Genomic DNA, 21,194 nt, shown 5'->3' on the forward strand with positions numbered 1-21,194 from the left:
AGGGAAATTAAGCGACAGGGGGACGGTAAAGTGAGCGAGCGACCATCACAATGCCACGCGTTGCTTCTGCATTGATCAACAATAAAACCGCGTGAGGTGTGAAGGGTTGGTGTTCAGTGATAAAGAAAGCTAACGTGGTCATGCACATGACACTGCAACAGGAATCAGCACCTTGGTCGCTGTGATCGATACAACCGTTACTCATCGCTGATGAAGTCATGTCACTTGCATCGGAATCATGGTGAGCGGCGCTCATATTTGAGCAGTGTTGCGGCGGGTTTGCATCGTCAGTCACTGAATGTGATACAGCCGAAGTCGGTGACATTGTGATCGCCATTAATGGTGCGCTAGACACTAAGCTTGAAGCAAGCAGCGTCATCATCACCAACATGGAAACCCAAATTGTATGCAGCGAAAGTTGCATATCCAATATCACTATCTGACTGAAAACTCCCACAGACTAAAGCTTACCCTAGGGGTAAGGTCAATTAATTTAAATTTCGAAAATCGATAAAAATACGTTTATGATTACACGACTAAGTAGTCTAACTGACAATCTGCTACTGGCATTAAGTAGAGTAAGAACAACCATGCCTTCATTGAGAAGTGAGTAAGTATTACCATTGTTATCATCCTTAGGAGTAATACATCCTAGCCAACAGTTTAGTTGGCTCTCGCCATGCTGGCGTGGTTGATGGCGCAGCGACCATCGCTCAAGATAATCGCTGCGTGTTCTACATTTGGTATGACAATGAATTTGGCTAAGCGGCCAAGTTGTACATTGTACGGAGCAGATGCTGGGTGTTCGTTACCGAACTTTCCCTTCGATAGATTAATCTATCCCGTTGTATCCAAACGTTCATGTTGGATTCATCTTAGCTGCGCTAACCTAGCTTTAATTCAGAAAGAGGTACAGGTTATGAATAGATTTATTGTAACTACATTAGCGCTGGTTGTAGGGTTTTTCGCGTTAATGCTGAGTTTGCTGCTCGCCATCCCTCTCGCTATTGCGGCGATCATCACTGGAAAACGTATAGAAAAGCAGCTCAAGCGCCACACCTTTACGCCAAAAAGCGGCTACGTTATTGAAGGTGAATATGAAGAAAAAACTCAAGCACACTATCGATGAACAACCCTATTCCCACTCTTTCATTGGCACGGCGAAACAAGAAGCGGGAGGTATTTCCTCCCGCTTTTTTGATTTCCTCCCGCTTTTTTGGTATCAACTAAAGAGTCATGACGACGCGGATTGCAAGCGCAATCAGTACCACACCAGACAAGCGGTCAATCAATGCGGCTCGTGCGCGCAGTTTATCGAGTAAGAGCGGGCTAGAAAGAATCAGGGTGATGAATGTATACCAAATCCCGTCCACTAAAAATGGTGTTAACACAATAATGGCTTTGCTGCTCAGTTCGTTGCCGATGGCGACAAATTGACTGAATAACGCGATGAAAAATAGCGCGATTTTAGGGCTAAGCAGAGAAATCAATAACCCCTCTTTAGCCGACTGCCACACACTGACCATCTCACCCGATTCTAATTTAGCCGCCACGCCCCCTTTGGAACGTAATGCATTGATACCCAAATAGGCCAAATACAACGCACCTGCATAGCCCACTGTCTTAAACAGCAAGGGGGATTGATACAGTACAACCGCTAGGCCAATCAAGGTAATGAAGGCATAAACACCAATACCAAATGCGTGCGCCCACGCCGTTGCCAACCCATTTTTACGCCCACCAGCGAGGCTGTGCTTGGCCACCATTGCCAAGCTCGGCCCTGGCGACATCGCGCCTAAAATACAAATGGTAAATAGTGATAACCAAACGGTGAATGTCATGGATTTCTCGCTGTTATTTCAGCAATTCAAAGTAATGACGATAACGGACTGGCTCGTATAATGCTACCTGGATATTATACAACCTAACGGCTCGACCTTTCAGGCAAGTCGCTATACTCCCCAATAAACGGAGCTCAACTTGAATAGAGATATCTTATTTTGCTTCAACGTATACTAACCGCCAGAACGATATTTAGGAAAGGACACTAGGAATAAGAGCTTTAACCTATCGCGGTTACCTTGTGCCCCAAAAAGTGGAGAAAGCCTAACGCCTTGCAGTATTGCCATAACAACTCATCGAACATCATTCTAAAAAAATTTTTGGCCAAATAAAAGGCTCTCCTTATAGAGAGCCTAAGAAAATAGCAAGGGGAGGATATTAAATTTAAGTGCGAATGTGCTTAATCGCACTACTTAATTCATCGACATTACGTTGTAAATCAACAACAACTGGACCGAGTTGATTGATAGCAACACTCATATCACCCGAAAGGGCTTTAATGTTGCTAAGGTTACTAGAAATTTCATCACTCACGGACAGTTGTTCTTCTGTTGCGGCCGATATCGACGTATTCAATTTGTGAATTTCAATTGCCGATCCTTGGATGGTACCAAGCGCTTCGTTCGCCACCGACATATTGGCACGTGTTGACTGCATTTTATCAGCACTCACTCGGATCGTTTTGGTCGATTGTTCTGCTTTTTCCTGCAACATCGAAATCATACTTTCAATCTCACCCGTCGATTGTTGAGTTCGTTGGGCAAGTGAGCGTACTTCATCCGCTACCACCGCAAAACCGCGACCTTGCTCACCCGCACGAGCGGCCTCTATCGCAGCGTTTAATGCCAATAGGTTGGTTTGCTCGGCAATCGCTTTAATCACATCAAGCACATTCCCTACGTTATTAGACTCATTAGCAAGCTGCTGAATGATCTCAGATGTTTTGGTAAATTCACCCTCTAAATCACCAAATTCATGAGTTGTTTTATCAAAGACTTGTTTACTGGTACTGGCTTCTTTTTCCGCACTGCCTGCATACTTTTCTGCCATAGTCGTGCTTTCAGCAACACTAGAAAGCGCCGATGTCATCTCTTCCATCGCCGTTGCTGCCATTTCAAGCTCTTGATTTTGCTGATTCGCCACTTTAACGTTTTGTTTAGTGACGTCACTGATGGTTTCAGAGATAGTAGAAATAGTGTGGTTTACTTGATTTATTTTGCTAATGGTGGTGGCATAACTACCAAGCACTTTATTGATAGTGCCACCGATTATACCCAATTCGTTGTGGCTGTTGTCGTCAACTCGCAAAGTCAAATCAGAATTTTTGTCTACTTGTTGTAGCAATTTAGCCATGGTATCAATCGGTTTTACCACTTTCCGGTTCACCATCACATAACCGATAATAGCGATAGCAAAAACACTGAGTAATGAGATATTTCCAACCAATACCGTACTTTTTACTTTCTGCGCCGCATCCATGAATTGCTTATTGGTTCGATTTTCTAATTCAATAAAGAATTTATCGATCGGGGCCATAATTTTGGCTTTCTCTTGGTGGTATTCATTACTATGTAAGAGAGATATCGCCATATTACGGTCTGGTTCTTTTCTAACCGTATAGTTGCCATTGCTATCAGGGTAAAGGCCCTTAACAGCATTCATCGCTTTAACTTCCATGTTCACCAAGCCATCTGAATTGGCTTGAGCTTCTTTGAGAAAATTAAACTCTTGCTGACTAAAACCAAGATCAGTCATCATTTGATTAAGAGAGATATTTTTACCGTCTGTTTTAGGTTTTTGTCCATATTGCAGCACAAGATCCCAATATATAGTGTGGTAGTTCTGCGGGCGAGGTTTCTTACCATTACGAATATCAAGAATATCCATGTACATTTTTTCGTATTTTTCATCGCCACTGACCACGTAAGTTCGGCCTAACCGAGTTAAGTCATCAGAGCTTTGACGAAGCTCATCGGCCGCTTGATAAGATTGGTAACGAACTTGAGCCATATGATCAACTTGCTGCATTAGCCCATTGAGCTGTAATACCGTCACAACACTGATGACAATACCAATGCCGATCACCGCAAACACGAGCTTCATGGTGTTGTTGATATTCATAAAAGTATCCTTCTTCATTTATCAACGAAATTATTTTTGTTTGTTCATTGTTATTATTGCTTTTAGCATAGGATGAGAATGGCCAAAGTGTCGAATTTTACGCCACAATTATTGCATCTATTGCATCAATTGCATCAATTTTAAGAACTATCATACTTCAACTTATTTTTCAGTCGGTACTGGCAACTGAGCCAACACCTCTTTAGCCGCTTCAAAATCAAAATCTTCAATCGCATGCATCAAACTTTTCTTTTGCTCATCAGACCATAAATTGCATTGTTTAACTTGGTGGATCATATGAATCGCATCAGCATCGTAGTTTTCAACACATTGCACTAATTGTTGGTAGAGCAATGCAATATCACCGTGCTCTTGCTGCGGATGTGATTGTGTCTGCTCCCAATTTCTTAGCTCATCCAACAAAGTAGACATCAACTTTGATACCGTATTGAGATCTTGAATGGCGGGTTGCTTATGTCGCTGTACTACCCCTTCCATCTCGTTGGCTAGCTGTGCAATAGGCTCAATTCCTAGATTAGCCGCGGAGCCTTTTAGGGTATGCATCACTCGCTCTGCCTCTTCCCACAGCCCCTTATCAATCAATTTAGGGAATGTGGCTATTTCTTGCTGCTGGCTGGCAAGGAAGTGATCCAATATTTCAAAGTATCGCTGCGCATTGCCACCAATTCGGAAAATCGCTTGCTCCACATCAATACCGGTCAATTCTGGGTAGCCAGTGCTCGGTTTCACTTGATTCGGTAATACCGTAGAGGGTACTGGAGTGGTTTCATCCGCCTTTAAATATTTGCGTAGTACGTGGTACAAGCGCTGTACATCAATTGGTTTCGCCACATGATCATTCATACCTGCATTTAAGCAGTGCTCGACATCTGAAGACATCGCGTTGGCGGTCATTGCGACAATCGGTAGCGCTTTCCATTTCTCATATTGACGTATTTCTTTGGTTGCACTGATGCCATCCATAATCGGCATTTGCATGTCCATTAGCACTAAATCAAAGGCCTCTTGCTGCAATTTTGTCAATGCCTCTTGCCCATTGTTGGCAACAACAATACTCAATTGGGTGCTTTCCAATAAACCTAGCGCCACTTCTTGATTTACTACGTTATCTTCTACTAACAGCACTTTTTGCCCCATAAATGATGGCCTTATATCATAATCAAGATGCTCATGGCTTTGCCTTAATTGTTCAATTCCGTAGCTGTCCATAATGGCATCAAGGAGATTTGATGGGTTCACTGGTTTCACAATCAAAGCATCAACCAATTTACTGTTTTCTCCCACCAAGGAGATTTCTCGCCCATAAGCCGTGACGAGGAATCGTTTGGTGTTATCAAAAGCCCCCAATGATTTCATTCTTTGTAGCAACTCTATACCGTTCATGCCCGGCATATTCCAATCAATAAACATCATATCAAAATGCGTATTGCGAATTTCATCTAGCGCCTCAAAACCGTTACTGACTGACTTCGCTTCAAAATGCATCGCATTGAGCAACGTCATTAAAATATTACGTGCCGAATCATTGTCATCAACCACTAATGCTCGCTTACCTGCAAGAGCAATTAATGGCTTGGCAATATCGCGCATTTTGGCTTCTTGCAACCCACACTCAATCGTGAATTCAAAGGTGGATCCTGACCCTTCTTCACTGCGTACTTGAATGTCGCCACCCATCAATCCGACTAGCTGTTTACTGATGCTAAGCCCTAAGCCTGTGCCTCCATATTGGCGAGTAATGCTATTATCTGCTTGAGAAAAAGCAGAGAATAATGTGCCAATGTTAGATTCAGCGATACCAATACCCGTATCAGAAACAGTAAACTTCAGTGTGACGTTAGCGTCGTTTTGCCCCACGACTCGCACCGAAACGATGATCTCCCCTTGTTCGGTAAATTTCACCGCATTGCCACATAAGTTAACAAGGACTTGCCCTAAACGCAGTGGGTCGCCCACCAAGCCCACAGGAATATGTGGGTCGATGTCTAATAAAAACTCGATGTTTTTCTCTTGGGCTTTTAGCGAAATCAAGGTGGTGAGGTTATCCAATACCTCATCAAGGCTAAAATCAATGTGCTCAACATTCAGCTTGCCCGCCTCTATTTTGGAAAAATCCAAAATGTCGTTAATGATGCCAAGCAAGTTCTTCGCCGATTCATTAATCCGTGAAATGTATTTTTGTTGCGTAGGATTGAGCTCGGTATTGAGCGCTAGATGGGCCATACCTAAAATGGCATTCATTGGTGTACGGATCTCGTGGCTCATGTTCGCAAGGAAATCGCCTTTGGCTTGGCTCATCGCATCTGCGGTCTCTTTAGCTTCTCTTAATTGCTCCTCCATCTGCTTGCGATCAGTTAAATCAAGCAAAATGCCAACAATCCCAGAGACTTCACCACGGTTATTTTGGAAAGAAGCTTCATAAACCAACATCTCTCTTTTGTGGTGCGAAGCGTCATAGAGAGACAACTCGTAATCTTGCGAAGATTGCTCCTCTCCGAGCCTTTTATGTACTTTGGCAAAAATGGCCGCTGTTTCATTTTGAAAGATATCTTGCGGCGATTTACCGATAATTTGCTCAGCCGACAGGCCAACTAAGTCCATAAACTTAGCGTTAATAGTGAGATACGCACCGGAAGCCGATAAGCAATACATGGGGTTCGGCGTCGCGTCGAGGATCTCTTGATTGAGTTGAGATTGTTCGAGTACTTTCTGCTCGGCTCGGCGTTGAATTTCAACATTTTGGCTTAGTTGAATACTAACCGATAGGTCATCCAACATTTGCGATAACCACTGAAATTGTAAACTCGACAACGACCCGATCGTTCCTAGCTCTAACAAGGCTACCGGGTACTGATTGACATGTAAGGGTAAATAATACACTTCGTTAATGGCTAACTTGCCACCGTTAAATTCAATGTGACAGTTGCCATCGAGTGCTTTCATCGCATAGGGCTGGCCACTGAGCAGCACGCTGAGCTGCGTCGATGATGGATCGGTGTATTGTCTGGCCGAGTTCTCACCATAACCCACACCAGCAACTCGCTTTAATACGCCCTCTTGATAGATGTACATGCCAACCATTTCCAAAGGAAATTGATGCAGCAAAAATTGTGTAACTTCATTACATAAACGGTCCGTAGAATCGTTTTTGCGCAGGATGATATTGAAATCTTTAAGCAAGGTATTTTGGCTAAGCTGCTCAGCGATGTGATGAAACACCACATTCAAACTGTCGATAAAATGTTGCAGCTCTGCATAGGCAGTTTGAGTGATCGTAAAAGCGTAATCTTCGCGTTTGACTTGAGTCACAACCGTTTGCAATAGTTGACTTAACGGATTGATGTAAAGACGCCATAACAAAATAAAAGAAATAATAATCACACTGAGCAAGGTTAATACGAGCACTAAACTTATCCATTCATAGTGCAGCGCTTCGCTGTCAGCACTCTGAATATTTTGCTCCATGCGTTGCATGATCGATTGATGTGCAGAGCCTATCGCCTGCATGATTTTTGCTTTTTCAGAGAAATATTGCTGTCCATAAAGAAGCGAGCGTGCCAAATCGAGATCCGGCTCCCCCGTATCGGAAAATTCGCCTTGGCTATTCTTTTTCCATCCTTTAATAGCCATGAAGGCTTCTCTTTCGAGTGACACCAATGAATCAGACAACATAAGCGCGTTTTTGAGTTCCAAGAACTCTATCGATTCAATCCCTGAAAGTCGCATTCTATCAAGCAAAGAAGGGGGGGTTGGGTCACCACCTAATGAACGAACGAGGTGATCGTTTTGCGCAACCACGTCCCAAAACGCATACTCATTACCTTTCGGCAAAGGCGCAGAGCCATTTCTGACATTGAGTACATAATTAAAAAGATTGAGCCATTTTTCATCACCAGTCGATGCGTAAGCGCGAGCAAACTTAGTCAGATGATCCGAACTCTGCTTCAACTCTTGTGACAGACGATAGAATTGGTAAAGTTCATCGTTAAGTTGCCGACTCTCCGTTCTCAGAGCCGCTACTTTACCCGTGATGCTAAACATCGCAATAGAGCATAACCCCATTGCGATAAATAAAACGGTGAATAGAGTTCGGATGGATCGCATGTGAAGCGCCTTCTGATGATTAACAATTTTTTCACTGCACTACAGATAAGCTTAGCTATAGTTACAAGTAAGTTTAGACACAAACCCACCTTTCGCAGCTCAATTGTTAGTTTTTATTAGGAAAGACTCATGCCCAGCGAGAAATTAGACAATTGTACCGTGTTAATCGTTGACGATTCGCCAGATAACCTTGCGTTTATGTCACAAGGGTTAGCAAACCTGTATCATATCAAAGCGGCGAAATCGGGAGCGATGGCCCTTAATATTTTAGAAAAATTTCCCATTGATTTGGTGCTACTCGATATTGTGATGCCAGAAATGTCAGGCTTTGAAGTGATACAAAAGATCATGGCAAATCCTAACACCCAAGATATTCCTGTAATTTTTCTGACCGCAAAAGATAACCCTGAAGATCAAAAACTAGGGTTTGAGTTAGGTGCGGTTGACTATGTATACAAACCCGTAAGCGTACCATTGCTAAGAGCCAGAGTAGATACTCACCTGCAAAACAAGATCTCAAAAGACATACTTAAGAACCAAAATGGCTACTTGGAAAAAGAGGTGATCAAACGTTCAAATGAGTTGGATAAAATGCAAGACGCGGTCGTGTATGCACTCGCCGGCCTTGCTGAAACCAGAGACCCGGATACGGGTAACCATATCCTGCGAACACAACATTATGTGAAAGCGTTGGCCGAACAAATGGCTAAACTGCCAAAGTATCAACAAAAACTAACGCCAAATGTTATTGATACCTATTTTAAAGCTGCGCCCTTACACGATATTGGTAAAGTCGGTATTGCCGACAACATACTATTAAAACCTGGAAAACTGGACAGTGATGAATTTGAGGTCATGAAAGGCCATGCCAGCTTAGGTCTACGTGCGCTAGAAAAAGCGGAAAAGATGTCAGGCGCGAAAAATGACCTTATCGATATGGCGAAAGAGATCGCCTATGGACACCATGAGAAATGGGATGGTTCTGGCTATCCTAAGGGCTTACGAGGTGATGCTATCCCTCTCAGTGCACGCTTAATGGCTGTTGCTGATGTATATGATGCACTGATTTGCCGGCGTATCTATAAAGAAGCAATGCCTCATGACAATGCAAAAACCATTCTTTTAGAAGGAAAAGGACGCCACTTTGACCCAGAAGTCATTGATGCTTTCTTGGCGATAGAAGAACGTTTTATCTCAATTGCACATGAATACGCCGACGATTGATATCTTGGTAAGCAACGTATTATTAAACAAAAAGATAAGCGTATGAAGGTAACCTTTCGCCCCGCAAGTGACAGCGATTATCAATTTGCTTTTGATCTAAAAAAAGTCGCAGAAATGGATGGTATTACGGCGATATTTGGCTGGGATGAAGAGTTGCAACAAGTACTGCATCGCCAAGAATGGCACTCTGGTCTACCAACCATCATCTGCGCCGATGGCCAACCAATAGGCACTTATTTACTGCAGAGCAAGCATGAAAATCTCTATTTCTCGCGCTTTTTTATTCTGCCAGATTTTCAAAATAGAGGGGTGGGTAGCCAAGTGTTACAACTGGTCGTCAACCAAGCCAATCTGACTCAATACCCATGTAAGCTCTGTTATTTGCAAGGTAGCCCCGTCGGTGCTTTGTATCAGCGATTTGGGTTTACGCACTATCAAATGGACGATGAGTTTTCTCATATGCATTTCATTCCAACGCCCAAAGGCCAATAGCTTAGTACCCTTTATGCTATCTTAAATTAAGGTTGGCGGTAGGCAAACAGCCTACGCGAGGAGAAAATAAGCATCATCATTAACGCCAGCCCCCCTATAGCACAACAAAATGGTTACATTTATTTATTCATATTGATTACTTATTGAATAAAATTCGTGAGCAATCTCTGATTAATGTGGTTTCATTTATAGGCTAAATGGTTGTGTGAACAAGGTTTCAGCTTTTTTTATCGTTACAATAGACAATATTTTCATTAACACCTTTGGATAGGAAACAGATATGTTGTATTTGGAATTTTTATTCCTGCTATTAATGCTCTATATAGGCTCACGCTACGGTGGCATTGGCCTTGGTGTGGTTTCTGGTATTGGCTTGGTCATTGAAGTTTTTGTCTTCAAAATGCCACCCACATCACCACCGATCACCGTCATGTTGATCATTCTTGCCGTTGTCACCTGTGCTTCGATACTCGAAGCCGCTGGCGGATTGAAATACATGCTGCAAGTGGCTGAACGCTTACTGCGTAAGAACCCGAAAAATGTCACTTTAATTGCACCGTTTGTCACTTACGCAATGACGTTTATGCTAGGTACTGGCCACGCGGTGTATTCCATCATGCCGATCATCGGCGACGTAGCCTTAAAAAATGGCATCCGTCCGGAGCGGCCAATGGCTGCGTCTTCTGTTGCTTCGCAAATCGCGATTACCGCCTCGCCTATCTCTGCCGCTGTTGTTTACTACCTTGCTCAGTTGTCGAATATTCAGCACGAGATCACCTTACTTTCTATTTTACTCGTTACTGTACCTGCGACCTTGTTCGGAACGCTGTTGATGTCTTTGTACAGCTTACGCCGTGGGAAAGAACTAGATGATGATCCTGAGTATCAAGAACGTCTGCAAGATCCGGTGTGGAAAGAGAAAATCCTAAACACAACCGCCACAACGCTCAATGAAACTTTGCCAGTAGCAGCACGTAATTCTGTGCTGATTTTCGTTGGTGCAATATTAACGATTGTCGTGCTAGCGATGGTGCCAGAAACACGCACTATTGTTGAAGGCAGTAAACCGATCAGTATGGCGGTGGTTATCCAGATGATGATGCTCTGCTTTGGCGGTATCATTTTACTGGCAACCAAAACCGACCCACGTGATGTACCAAACGGTGTGGTATTCAAATCGGGTATGGTGGCGGCGATTGCCATCTTCGGTATTGCTTGGATGTCGGATACCTATTTCCAATACGCAATGCCGCAGTTTAAATCAGGCATTGTTGAGATGGTTACCGACCATCATTGGACCTTCGCACTGGCATTATTCATTGTTTCGGTTGTAGTGAACTCTCAAGCCGCAGTGGCGGTGATGATGTTACCTGTAGGCCTCGGTTTAGAACCTGCGCTACTGGTGGGCTTAATGCCTGCATTGTACGGCTACTTCTTTATTCCGAACTATCCGTCAGACATTGCGACGGTCAACTTTGATACCACAGGAACCACCAAAATTGGTAAGTACTACTTTAACCACTCATTCATGGCTGTCGGTTTAATTGGCGTAGTGAGTGCGTGCTGTTTAGGTTATGTTCTGAGCCAAATCGTCATTGGTTAACCCACTGTAAATACCCCAGACTGATACAACGCTGGGGTGTGTTTACTGCTAAATAAAAGTGCACCCAACTGAGCCTGAAGCCGTTGGGTGCACTTTTTCTTTATTTAACTGCCCTTTTCTCTTTATTTAACGGCCCTTTCTCTATTTAAAAGTCATGTTTGATAATATTGTTGTCCAATAAGGTGCTGACAATATCAATCGATGCCATACCATCAAAATTAAATTGGCTAGCGAGATTTTGGACCACAATGGTTTGGTGCACGTTATTGTCTGTTATGATATCCAATTCCACATCCGTCGTGTTGGCTATTACTTTCGCTTCTATCTGGTTAGAAGCTTGTAATGAAGCGAGCAGTTGATCCATGGGCAAATGTAAATCGGCCACAACATCAGTGAGATCTATCACATCACCTTCACCTGCGTTGAAATCAGTGATAGTGTCAGTTTTCTCGTCAACAGTATCGAGCGTCCATTTAAATATGTCAGCGCCACTTCCCCCGGTTAAGATGTCGGCACCAAGCCCGCCAATCAAGGTATCATTTCCGCCACCACCCACTAAGGAGTCATCACCATCGCCACCTTCAAGGTGATCATGACCACTGCCTCCTAGCAACTGCGCTCCAACATTACCGGCGAGCAATTGCGCATCATCCCCGTTCGTTGATTGATCAATCGTGCTACCGTCAGGCAATACTTCAATTGCAATATCAATTGATGCAGAGGCTGCACGGCTACCATCCGTTTCTGTTGAGATAGCCGCTACCGACAGAGTGTGTTGCCCTAAATCGAGCCCGCTAACCTGTAATCCGTCGATAGCATCAGCGGAGACAATCCACACCCCGTTTTGCTCAGTCACGCTACCCGAGCTACTAGAAAGCGCAGCGCCACTTGGCAGACTGTCGATCTCCAATGACAACACTTCATGGCTATCCGTTAATGCCGCGATTAATCCCAGCAATGCAATACCTTGAGCGCTGACACTTTGGCTAACATAGGTCTGCTTCATATAATTAAAGCTCGGATCAAGGGTTAATATCGGCGTATTGGCTTTAGGCGTCACCGCAATACTGACGGTTTCTGTCTCTTCTAACGCCATACCAGAAACATTGTCGGCATAGATACCACCATCATTGGCTTTAATTGTCAGATCAATCTGGTCACTGCCAATCGCGGTGGCATCAACAAAAACACCACTGGCGGGATCGCTGCTATTGAGTAGTGCGTTGATATCCGATAACGTGCCTTGTAGGACAAGTTCTCCAGCCAAATTGGTGCTCTGCGTGACAGAACTTAACGCGGGGATCACGGCACTGAGCAGACCTTCGCTCACGCTCAAAGTTACCGTCATGATGTCGTTAGTATGTGATCCAGCGTAATCAACATCACTCACACTCAAGCCGGTAACTTTTTGCCCCGCCTCTTCATCAATCGTTGTGGTGACCGTAGCAGTATCAATGGTGGGCGCATCATTGACCGCCTGAACATCAACTGAAACAGTAAACTCACGCGCAGGTCCCAAATGTTCAGTACCGTCCAGCCCTGTATCGACCGACTGCACTTTAATCGTCAGATCTCCCGCCCAAGTGTCCTTATGCCAATCACCAGAATTAAAAATCAGTTTATCTAAGCTTTGTGCATCGGCATTCAACAGCCATACGCCACCACCGATGTAAGTCCCCAGCGTGCCATTAGGCAATGCAATACTTGCTCCATCTGGCACCCCGGAAACTTCAATTCGCAACGTTTCTGGCGAGTTTTCACTATGGTTAGCACCGGCTGCAATCGAATCGGCTTTATCGATAATTTGCGCGTTGATATCAATTTCAATGTCAACGCCTTCATCGCCACTCGTTTGCTCAACAGGTTCAACGTCCACTACATCCCCAACGGGCGTAATATCCAATCTAAAGCTGCCGTTATGCTCTACAGGCACACCAAGCAAGGATTCTTGGGTAAAGACCTTGATGCCGATTTCCACTTCGCCACTAAAGTTCTTCGCAGGTTTCATCGCAATATCGGATAAATTGATCGAGGTTTGTGCTGGGTTGTTAATCTGAATGCTCCACTCACCACCACCATTATTTTTCACGGTATAGTCAGAAGAGAGAGAACTCACGACAAAATCCGTCGGCACCCCAGTAAGCTTGATCGACACAAATACCTCAGAGCCATCTGTATCGGTCAGATCAACGGTAAATTCGGAACCCGGTTTAGAAAGGACAATCCACTCATCTTCCAAACCGCTCACTTCAATATTGCTGCTGCCACCGCTGGAAATAATGACGTCGTCTACCACTGGCGTCACATCAAAACTTACTTGTGTGGTAAATGGTTTATCGGCATCGGTATTGACTACTCCCAACGCATTGGCATTGGTATCATCAAATTGCGTGATATCGGTCACTTTCCCCGCCACAGTAATGTTGACGGTATTATCATCATCGCCAGTCGGATAATTGGGTGCGGGTTTGAAATAAACATTGTCTAATGCCGCAGGTAGCTGAGACTGACTAAAAGTGATACTGGTACCGAGATCATGGCCTTGCGCATCAACAAAGGTTCCGATATTGGTTCCTTGCAGGGTTAAGGTGACTTCGCTCAGCACCTCTTGCCCTTCCGTGGCGCTATTGCGAATATCAGCAAGGTCAATGTCGAGCGAAAGATGAATAATACCATCTTCATACCCTATGCCGTCATTGGTCGGAACGTCGGACGAGCTTGAAGTCGGCTGATGATTTGCATCTAACCCAAGCGAACCTTCCACAGTCAATGTCGCTTTAGGGTTAATGTTATCATCTTGCGGTTGATGCGTTCCGGGAACATCGGCCACCGGAGAAACTGCCACCGGGATTTGCGTACTGAGGGTTTTTTCGTCACCAGAAGCCGTGTCTGTCGTCACAAAAGTGATCGGCAAATTAAAGTCGCCAGCGTAATCTTCGGGCAGATGCAGATGCAGATTTTCTAACCCTGAAATCGAGCCATCGGTATTCACGGTACCTTTGTACACATATAAGCCATCAACGAAATCAAAATGACCACCAGATAAACTTGCGCCAACTGGCAATACACTTTGCGCGATGACAATACTGAGCTCATCTTCTACACCATCAAAACCTGAAGCGTTCACCATCAATTTATCTTGAATTTGCTGACCTAAATTAATGGCGTTATCTTCGATGCCTAATACAATATCATCCGCATTGCCAACTAAAGTAATGTCAGCCGCTACCGTGTTGTTGCCCGTAGCAGTGAGCGGAAATTGTAAGGTGAGCTCTGATTGCACTTGTTGAACCACTTTGGCTTCAGAGCTATCTTCCCCTTGGTCATACACTTGGGCAAAAATGGTCACAGTGATGTCGTTATAACCATCACCATCAGGATCGTTACCACTACTCAATGTCAGGCCATTCGGCGCTTTTACACTGAAATTCTGCTCATCAACAATGGTCCATGAACCATCCCCATTATTAATTGCACCAGTAATCAGTAGTTGATCAAGTACCTGTGGCGTCATATTGCTAAAACGCACCACCAGTTGGTCAACCACTTCTAATGATTGGTAACCTTCTGTCGATTGAGTGTCTACATTATCAAAGCGTATAACGTTCGCATCAGGCTCGCCGCCGGCCGCATCATTAATCGTAAAGTAGATAGCACCAGAGGCATCCGCGACAACCTTGTTTATGACTGCGCCGTTCTCTTCAACACGTAGCTGTCCATCAGCTTCAACTATCGGCCTTACCGTGACATCAACAGAGCCATGAATGACTTTCGAAGCAATACCTTCACCAGAATTGATTGCATCGACGTATTCGTTGTCTTGTTCTTTAACCACAATCTCAGTGCTCAAGGTAAAATCAGTACTGGAGTGCTCTGGTGGCTGAACTTGAACGTAACCCGTTGTCAGCACTTGCGCTGAAAAATCTTGATCGCTCTGTCCCAGTGCGGGGATCAAAATGAGCTTGCCGTCACTATCTAAGGCCGTGACAACACCATCGACGTAAATAGTGCTACCTGCTGGGAAACCAGAAAGTGTAACAGAGGCAAAATACTCATCAGCATCAAGATGTTGTTCCTCTTCTGGCTGCCAATGAATATTAATGCGGCTATCCTCGTTCCCAAGCGAGTGTGATTGATAGTTGTCAACAACATCAATCACCGGTGCCACTTTAATGCGAATTTCCGACTCAATTTGACGCGTATGTCCATCATTTTCAGTAACGATGGTAGTCACTTTGATATTGATATTTTCGGTCGATGAATGAGATGGCTCCACTCGAATACCTGAATCAACCTGCGCTGAAGTTAGATTCGCCTGATAAATAGGTTGCTGTGCAGTATCGTAACCAACAAATACCAAGTTAATCACGCTACCAACGCTGTCATACAGTTTGACACCATCTGGAATGTTCGACAGTAAAACGGTGATCGACTCAGAGCTGTCAGCTGGATTATCCGCAAGCTCACCAGATAACACACTAAAGCCAAATCCAACAGATTGATTTTCATCAATCGTCGTTTCAATCACTTGCAGACCATTTTCACTAAATTCATTCCAAGTGTTAGTACTGTTTGAGTGAAAATCAATGGTTGGAATATCTGCTACGCCCTTAACTGAAACATTAACCGTCTTAGCACCTAATGAGATTTCATCTGTCACCGCACCCGTAGAAAGAGTAACGCTATCTTTAATGATGCCTTCAACAGAGAAGGTAAAATCAGCGTTACTATGCAACGGGGGTAGCACTTCAACTTGGTCAAGATATTGTTCAGGGACTTCATAATAAGTATGACCATTGGCATCGGTTATTTGTGATATTTCGCTGGCTCCGGCCCCCAACCAAATCAGTGTGACACCTGTTTCTGAAAAATCAGAGAGACGCACATAGAGTGTTTCTGAACCATCAGAATCAACGGATCCGGCCATCGTAATGACTTCACTTAATAACAAGGGATCGTGCTCTGTGGTAGGGTCAACGGTATTTTGCGTAGCGGCATTATCTTCAAAAATATTGATTCGATTGACAGAGAAGCTACCCATGTCGGCAACAGGACTAACATCTATGACGATTTCTTTCGTTTCTGATCGGGCGCTCTCTTTACCAACGTGAGCGTTAGTTTGCTCGGTCGTGATCGCTGTAATATCAAGTTTGATCTGACCACTGAAATTATCATTGGGGTCAACTTGTACTTGGTTAATGTCACTGGCACTAACAAGATAATAGTGACCTGAAGCATCCGAGCTCATCACAACTGGCGTACCATCGGCATAAACTAGCTGCGCCTCACCTTCACCTTGAGTAAAGCGGATCTCATACAGGATTGTTTCAGGGGTGCTGTTATCTTGTGTCTGCGCTAAAACATCGAGAGTAATATTGTCACTATCTTCTACTGCATCATAATGAAATTGGCTGCTTGAGGTCCAAGTCGCAATATCAGCCACACTTTCCACCTCAATGCGCAATTTCCCGTTCACATTATGATCGTGCAGGCCATTATTCAAAATTTGTACAGCGATATTAAGTTGGAAGCCACCGTCAGCGCTGGCATAGTGGCGGTCAGGCACAAAATACAAGTTTTCAACCTTCGCCACGCTGCCGGTTAGACTTTGCTCAACCGCATCAGCCGGTAGTACAAACCGTCCACTGACGACCTCTAGCTTGACATAGACACCAGAGTCGTTGAGATAATAAAAATCACCATGAGCATTACTGGCCGTGATTTTCACTTCGCCAAGCGATTCGTTTCGATCTAAATCGTGCAGGTTGACTCGCAAATCCACTTTAAGCGGTGAAGTATCTAAACCCGACTGGTTATCTTGGCCATTAGTGATTTGATTGGGGTTGCTAAACGGAATAGTGACGCCGTCGCGTCCTGCATCTTCAGCGCCAATAACATTAGCAACTGTGATAGTGGCATTTCTATCAAGAATATTGATGTTCAACTGTTCGGTCGAACTATCACCATCGATGTCTTCTGCTGTCACATTAACAGTAAATGAAATCGTTGGATTTTCTCCATGATCTAAACTAGAAACGGGTTTGAAAGTCGCATTGCCGTTTGGTGCAATAGCTAAAGTCCCCAAATCGCGCTCAACACCATTTTTTATTTCGACAACTGTGACCGTTTTTGTGATGCCGTTAAGTTCAATTTCATTCGCTAAGCTTGCACCATTGCCATCCCTAAATTGAATATCACGACCCACTTCATCAACGGCCACAAATTTAGTGATCGCACCATGATCTGCACCTTGAGTATCCGGTGAGGTATTGTTGTCTTGGCTAAATAAATTGACTGTTTTTATCGCCGTATTTTCAACACTAGTGATGCTTTTATCATGCAAAGTTGGAATATCATCAACAATCGATATTGGCAAACTCGCTGACGCTGAAACATCGCCATCTCTATCAGTTGCAGTAATCGGAAGCTCTAAAATATAACTATTTTCACCATTACCCGTCGGGTGGTCGATAGCTTTAAGCAGTTCAAATTGGTAACTATCGGCCGAGCCATTTAGCGTGAGACGAAAAACCACGTCCGTCGTATTCTTAATCACCGCCTCATAAACAGTGACACCATTACTGCTTGAAATTTGGATGATTTCTATCTCTTGACCACCGGACGTTAAATTCTCGACAGGCGTTACAAGATCCGATAATTGATAACTGACAATACCATCGGCACCGTCAATCACATCAAAGTGCCCAGCAATAACGGTGCTGTCTGAACGATCAGAACCGATCGTGGCTAAGTCATCTTCATCAACGCTCTGTTCGCTACCGACGCGAATACCGACAATCGTTGGCTTGTCATCAACAATAGTGACAGGCAGTAGAATGTCAGAGGCAGAGGCGTCGCCATCATAGTCCGTCGCCACCACGTTGAAATTCACCAGTCGCTCATCGCTGCCTGCGGCGTGATCAATCGGACCTTGCAAAGTAAAACGGTAACTGCCGTCCGCATTGAGCACTAAGCTAAACACCGCATTACCGCTCGGTGCCGCGCTGGCTTGATAGTGGTAGTTACCATTAGCATCGATTGTCGCCACGCCCAAGATCACCGCTTCGCCTTGAGAGGTTAAGCCCGCAAGCGGGTTACTGCTGGTATCCAACTGATAGCTCACCACCTTATCCGCGCTTTGAGTGGTAAACACTCCCTCAGCGAACAGCGGCTCTTTGCTGCTGTCTGAACCTGACGCTAAATCGTCTTCGTCAACGCTGAGCGCTTGCACGCCCGTGATGATTGGCTGATCATCATGGATGGTGACGGGCAGCAGAATGTTGGCGCTGTCGCCATCATAATCGGTTGCCACTACCTTGAAATTTACCAGCAGCTCATCGCTCCCCTGCGCATGGTCAATAGGACCTTGCAGGGTAAAACGATAGCTACCATCCGCATTGAGCACCAAACTAAACACCGCATTGCCGCTCGGTGCAGCGCTAGCTTGATAGTGGTAGTTGCCGTTGGCATCGATTGTCGCCGCGCCCAAACTCACCGCTTCACCTTGCGAAGTTAGGCCTGCAAGCGGGTTACTGCTGGTATCCAACTGATAGCTCACCACCTTATCCGCGCTTTGAGTGGTAAAGATTCCCTCAGCGAATAGCGGCTCTTTGCTGCTATCTGAGCCTGACGCTAAATCGTCTTCATCAACGCTGAGCGCTTGCACGCCCGAGATGATTGGCTGATCATCATGGATGGTGACGGGCAGCAGAACGTTGGCACTGTCGCCATCATAATCGGTTGCCACTACCTTGAAATTTACCAGCAGCTCATCGCTCCCCTGCGCATGGTCAATCGGACCTTGTAGGGTAAAACGATAACGGCCATCTGCGTTAAGCACTAAGCTAAATACCGTATGACCGCTTGGGGTAGTACTTGCTTGATAGAGGTAGTTACCGTTGGCATCAACTGTCGCCGCGCACAATACCACACTTTCACCTTGAGAGGTTAACCCAGCGATGGGGTTGATGCTGGTATCAAGCTGATAACTCACTACCGTATCGGCCCCTTGGGTGGTGGTGAAATAGCCTTCGGCGAACAACGGCTCTTTGCTGCTGTCTGAGCCTGACGCTAAATCGTCTTCGTCAACGCTGAGCGCATCCACGCCAATGATTTCCGGTTTATCGTCAATAATGTTGATTGGTAAACGCACACTTTCAGAGCTATCGCCATCATAATCGGTTGCCAATACCGAAAGGTTGAGTAATAACTCATCACTATTGATTGGATGATCCAGCGCACCTTGTAACGTAAACTGGTAACGACCGTCTGGGTTTAATATCAACTCAAAAATAGGCTGGCCATTGGCGCTCGCCTGATAGGTATAAACCCCGTTCAATGACGAGGAAGAGGCCAATTGCACCGCGACACCAGCCGAGGTTAACCCCGCCAACGGGTTAGCACTTAAATCCAACTGATAGCTTTCAATTTGATCAGAACCTAATTGGGTATCAAACTGCCCTGAAACAGTAATCGACTGTGAAGCGCTGGCATCCGAGCCGATATTTGCCAAATTATCCTCATAAACGGACGTCGACGGTTCATCGGACATAACAGGGTTATTACCATCACCAATACTGATTGCGATAGAAATCGGCGAGCGAATAGGATTTCCACCCGCATCAGAACCGGTTACATCAAATTGAATCGCAATTTGATCATTGGCAAAAGAAACTAAGCCACCTCCCACGGAGGGAACATGGTCAATCGGTTGACTAATGGTCGTCACTATCTCTAAGTTGATATCTTTACCTATAGACGTCGCCACTAAATCAATCCGTAGCACTTCACTGCCGTCAAGTTCACCGACAATATGGTTAGCCGTAGCATCATAACGAAAGCTTACCGCTCGCCCAGCCGAAGTAATATCGCTATTCAGCTCCGACAATAGCGCAGCTAATGAAAGGGATTCAGGAACAAAAGAGGCGGCATCCAGCGGCAGATCTCCCGCCGCGATTAAAACATTTGCCGTGGCTGATTGTGGGTACGAATTTAGCGAGAGCGAACCTTCAACCAGTGCTGCCGATAGTGACTCACCGCCAGCGGTAAAACGCAACGGACTCAAATTCGTTTCAGTCAATGATTGCTGAGCATCACGCCCAGTGGTTTCGAAAAACGTGCTCGCCAACACTTCAGTGAAATTGTAATCAATGGTGATGAACCCAGCATTTGCAGAGCCTTCACCCCCAGCTCCGGCAGCGGTTGCTTCAAGTATTTGGGTCGGGTCTTGGCCACCTAAAATGGCTTGTTGGATGGCAGCAATATTGTCTGCGTCAAAACTCACCTCGTCTAATAAGCTCAGATCGGCGTTGATCTCGCCTTCAATCGGAAATTGAACTAAGTCAACTGAGGTCTCAGAATCTAGTGACGCATGGCTAAAACAAGTAATACAATTCTGATCGACTATGGTAGCTTGGCCATTAAGCAGTATCGTCACCGACGAATGATTCACTGTGATTAAAATTTCATCTTTATTTAATTGATCACCCGCGATTACTTTACGCGCATTACCTTTGGCATCTGCTGCGATAACATCACCAACCACTTCTTGTACTAACGCAGGTTGAACAACCACATGTAAATCCATAGAGCCCCCAGATACTTCTTTAGCAAAAAAGATTCAGAAAACGAGCAATAGACCAACTGTTATTTTAGTCGCAATTGATTATGCAAATTTATATTTATGTAAATTACATCACTGAGCATAATTGTGCGTTAAAGCATCACTAGCGTCAAAACAGAGTCGGGCTAGCGAAACGTCACATAAGAAAACCTATCGGCTTGTATA

At 44.7% G+C, this 21,194-nt stretch carries 9 protein-coding genes and 1 pseudogene; 5 read left to right on the plus strand and 5 right to left on the minus strand.

The features are described 5' to 3' along the window. Positions 1 to 7 precede the first annotated feature (7 nt). Entirely contained in the window at positions 8 to 424 is a 417-nt protein-coding gene (locus CCZ37_RS18205; RefSeq protein ID WP_094501939.1) for a hypothetical protein, read from the minus strand. 224 nt (positions 425 to 648) lie between these two features. Here CCZ37_RS18205 and CCZ37_RS18210 point away from each other — a divergent pair. Then, positions 649 to 836 (plus strand): annotated as a pseudogene (locus CCZ37_RS18210) (glyceraldehyde-3-phosphate dehydrogenase); the annotation flags it as partial. A gap of 83 nt (positions 837 to 919) precedes the next feature. Continuing rightward, entirely contained in the window at positions 920 to 1,129 is a 210-nt protein-coding gene (locus CCZ37_RS18215; protein ID WP_010319361.1) for a hypothetical protein, read from the plus strand. A 97-nt stretch (positions 1,130 to 1,226) separates the two neighbouring features. Here CCZ37_RS18215 and CCZ37_RS18220 read toward each other — a convergent pair whose 3' ends face one another. The 3 genes from CCZ37_RS18220 to CCZ37_RS18230 all read right to left on the minus strand — a co-directional run bounded on the left by CCZ37_RS18220 (position 1,227) and on the right by CCZ37_RS18230 (position 8,088). Further along, entirely contained in the window at positions 1,227 to 1,841 is a 615-nt protein-coding gene (locus CCZ37_RS18220; RefSeq protein ID WP_094501941.1) for a LysE family translocator, read from the minus strand. Positions 1,842 to 2,226: 385 nt separating this feature from the next. Next, positions 2,227 to 3,963: a methyl-accepting chemotaxis protein gene (locus CCZ37_RS18225; RefSeq protein ID WP_094501943.1), complete on the minus strand. Its 1,737-nt coding sequence runs from the start codon at positions 3,961 to 3,963 to the stop codon at positions 2,227 to 2,229. 162 nt (positions 3,964 to 4,125) lie between these two features. Next, a complete protein-coding gene (locus tag CCZ37_RS18230; RefSeq protein WP_094501945.1) occupies positions 4,126 to 8,088 on the minus strand; it encodes a hybrid sensor histidine kinase/response regulator in 3,963 nt (1,320 codons plus the stop codon). A 129-nt stretch (positions 8,089 to 8,217) separates the two neighbouring features. Here CCZ37_RS18230 and CCZ37_RS18235 point away from each other — a divergent pair, with 129 nt between their 5' ends. The 3 genes from CCZ37_RS18235 (at position 8,218) to CCZ37_RS18245 (ending at position 11,407) form a co-directional block, all read left to right on the plus strand. After that, positions 8,218 to 9,312, plus strand: a complete 1,095-nt coding sequence (locus tag CCZ37_RS18235; protein WP_094501947.1) for a response regulator — start codon at positions 8,218 to 8,220, stop codon at positions 9,310 to 9,312. Between the two features lie 42 nt (positions 9,313 to 9,354). Next, complete coding sequence (locus CCZ37_RS18240) at positions 9,355 to 9,804, plus strand: GNAT family N-acetyltransferase (RefSeq protein ID WP_010318425.1); 450 nt, start codon at positions 9,355 to 9,357, stop codon at positions 9,802 to 9,804. Positions 9,805 to 10,084: 280 nt separating this feature from the next. Continuing rightward, positions 10,085 to 11,407: an anaerobic C4-dicarboxylate transporter gene (locus tag CCZ37_RS18245; RefSeq protein WP_094501949.1), complete on the plus strand. Its 1,323-nt coding sequence runs from the start codon at positions 10,085 to 10,087 to the stop codon at positions 11,405 to 11,407. 145 nt (positions 11,408 to 11,552) lie between these two features. Here CCZ37_RS18245 and CCZ37_RS18250 read toward each other — a convergent pair whose 3' ends face one another. Then, entirely contained in the window at positions 11,553 to 20,993 is a 9,441-nt protein-coding gene (locus tag CCZ37_RS18250) for a retention module-containing protein (protein ID WP_094501951.1), read from the minus strand. Between the last annotated feature and the right edge of the window lie 201 nt (positions 20,994 to 21,194).

The sequence above is a fragment of the Vibrio qinghaiensis genome, assembly GCF_002257545.1.
Taxonomy (GTDB): domain Bacteria; phylum Pseudomonadota; class Gammaproteobacteria; order Enterobacterales; family Vibrionaceae; genus Vibrio; species Vibrio ordalii.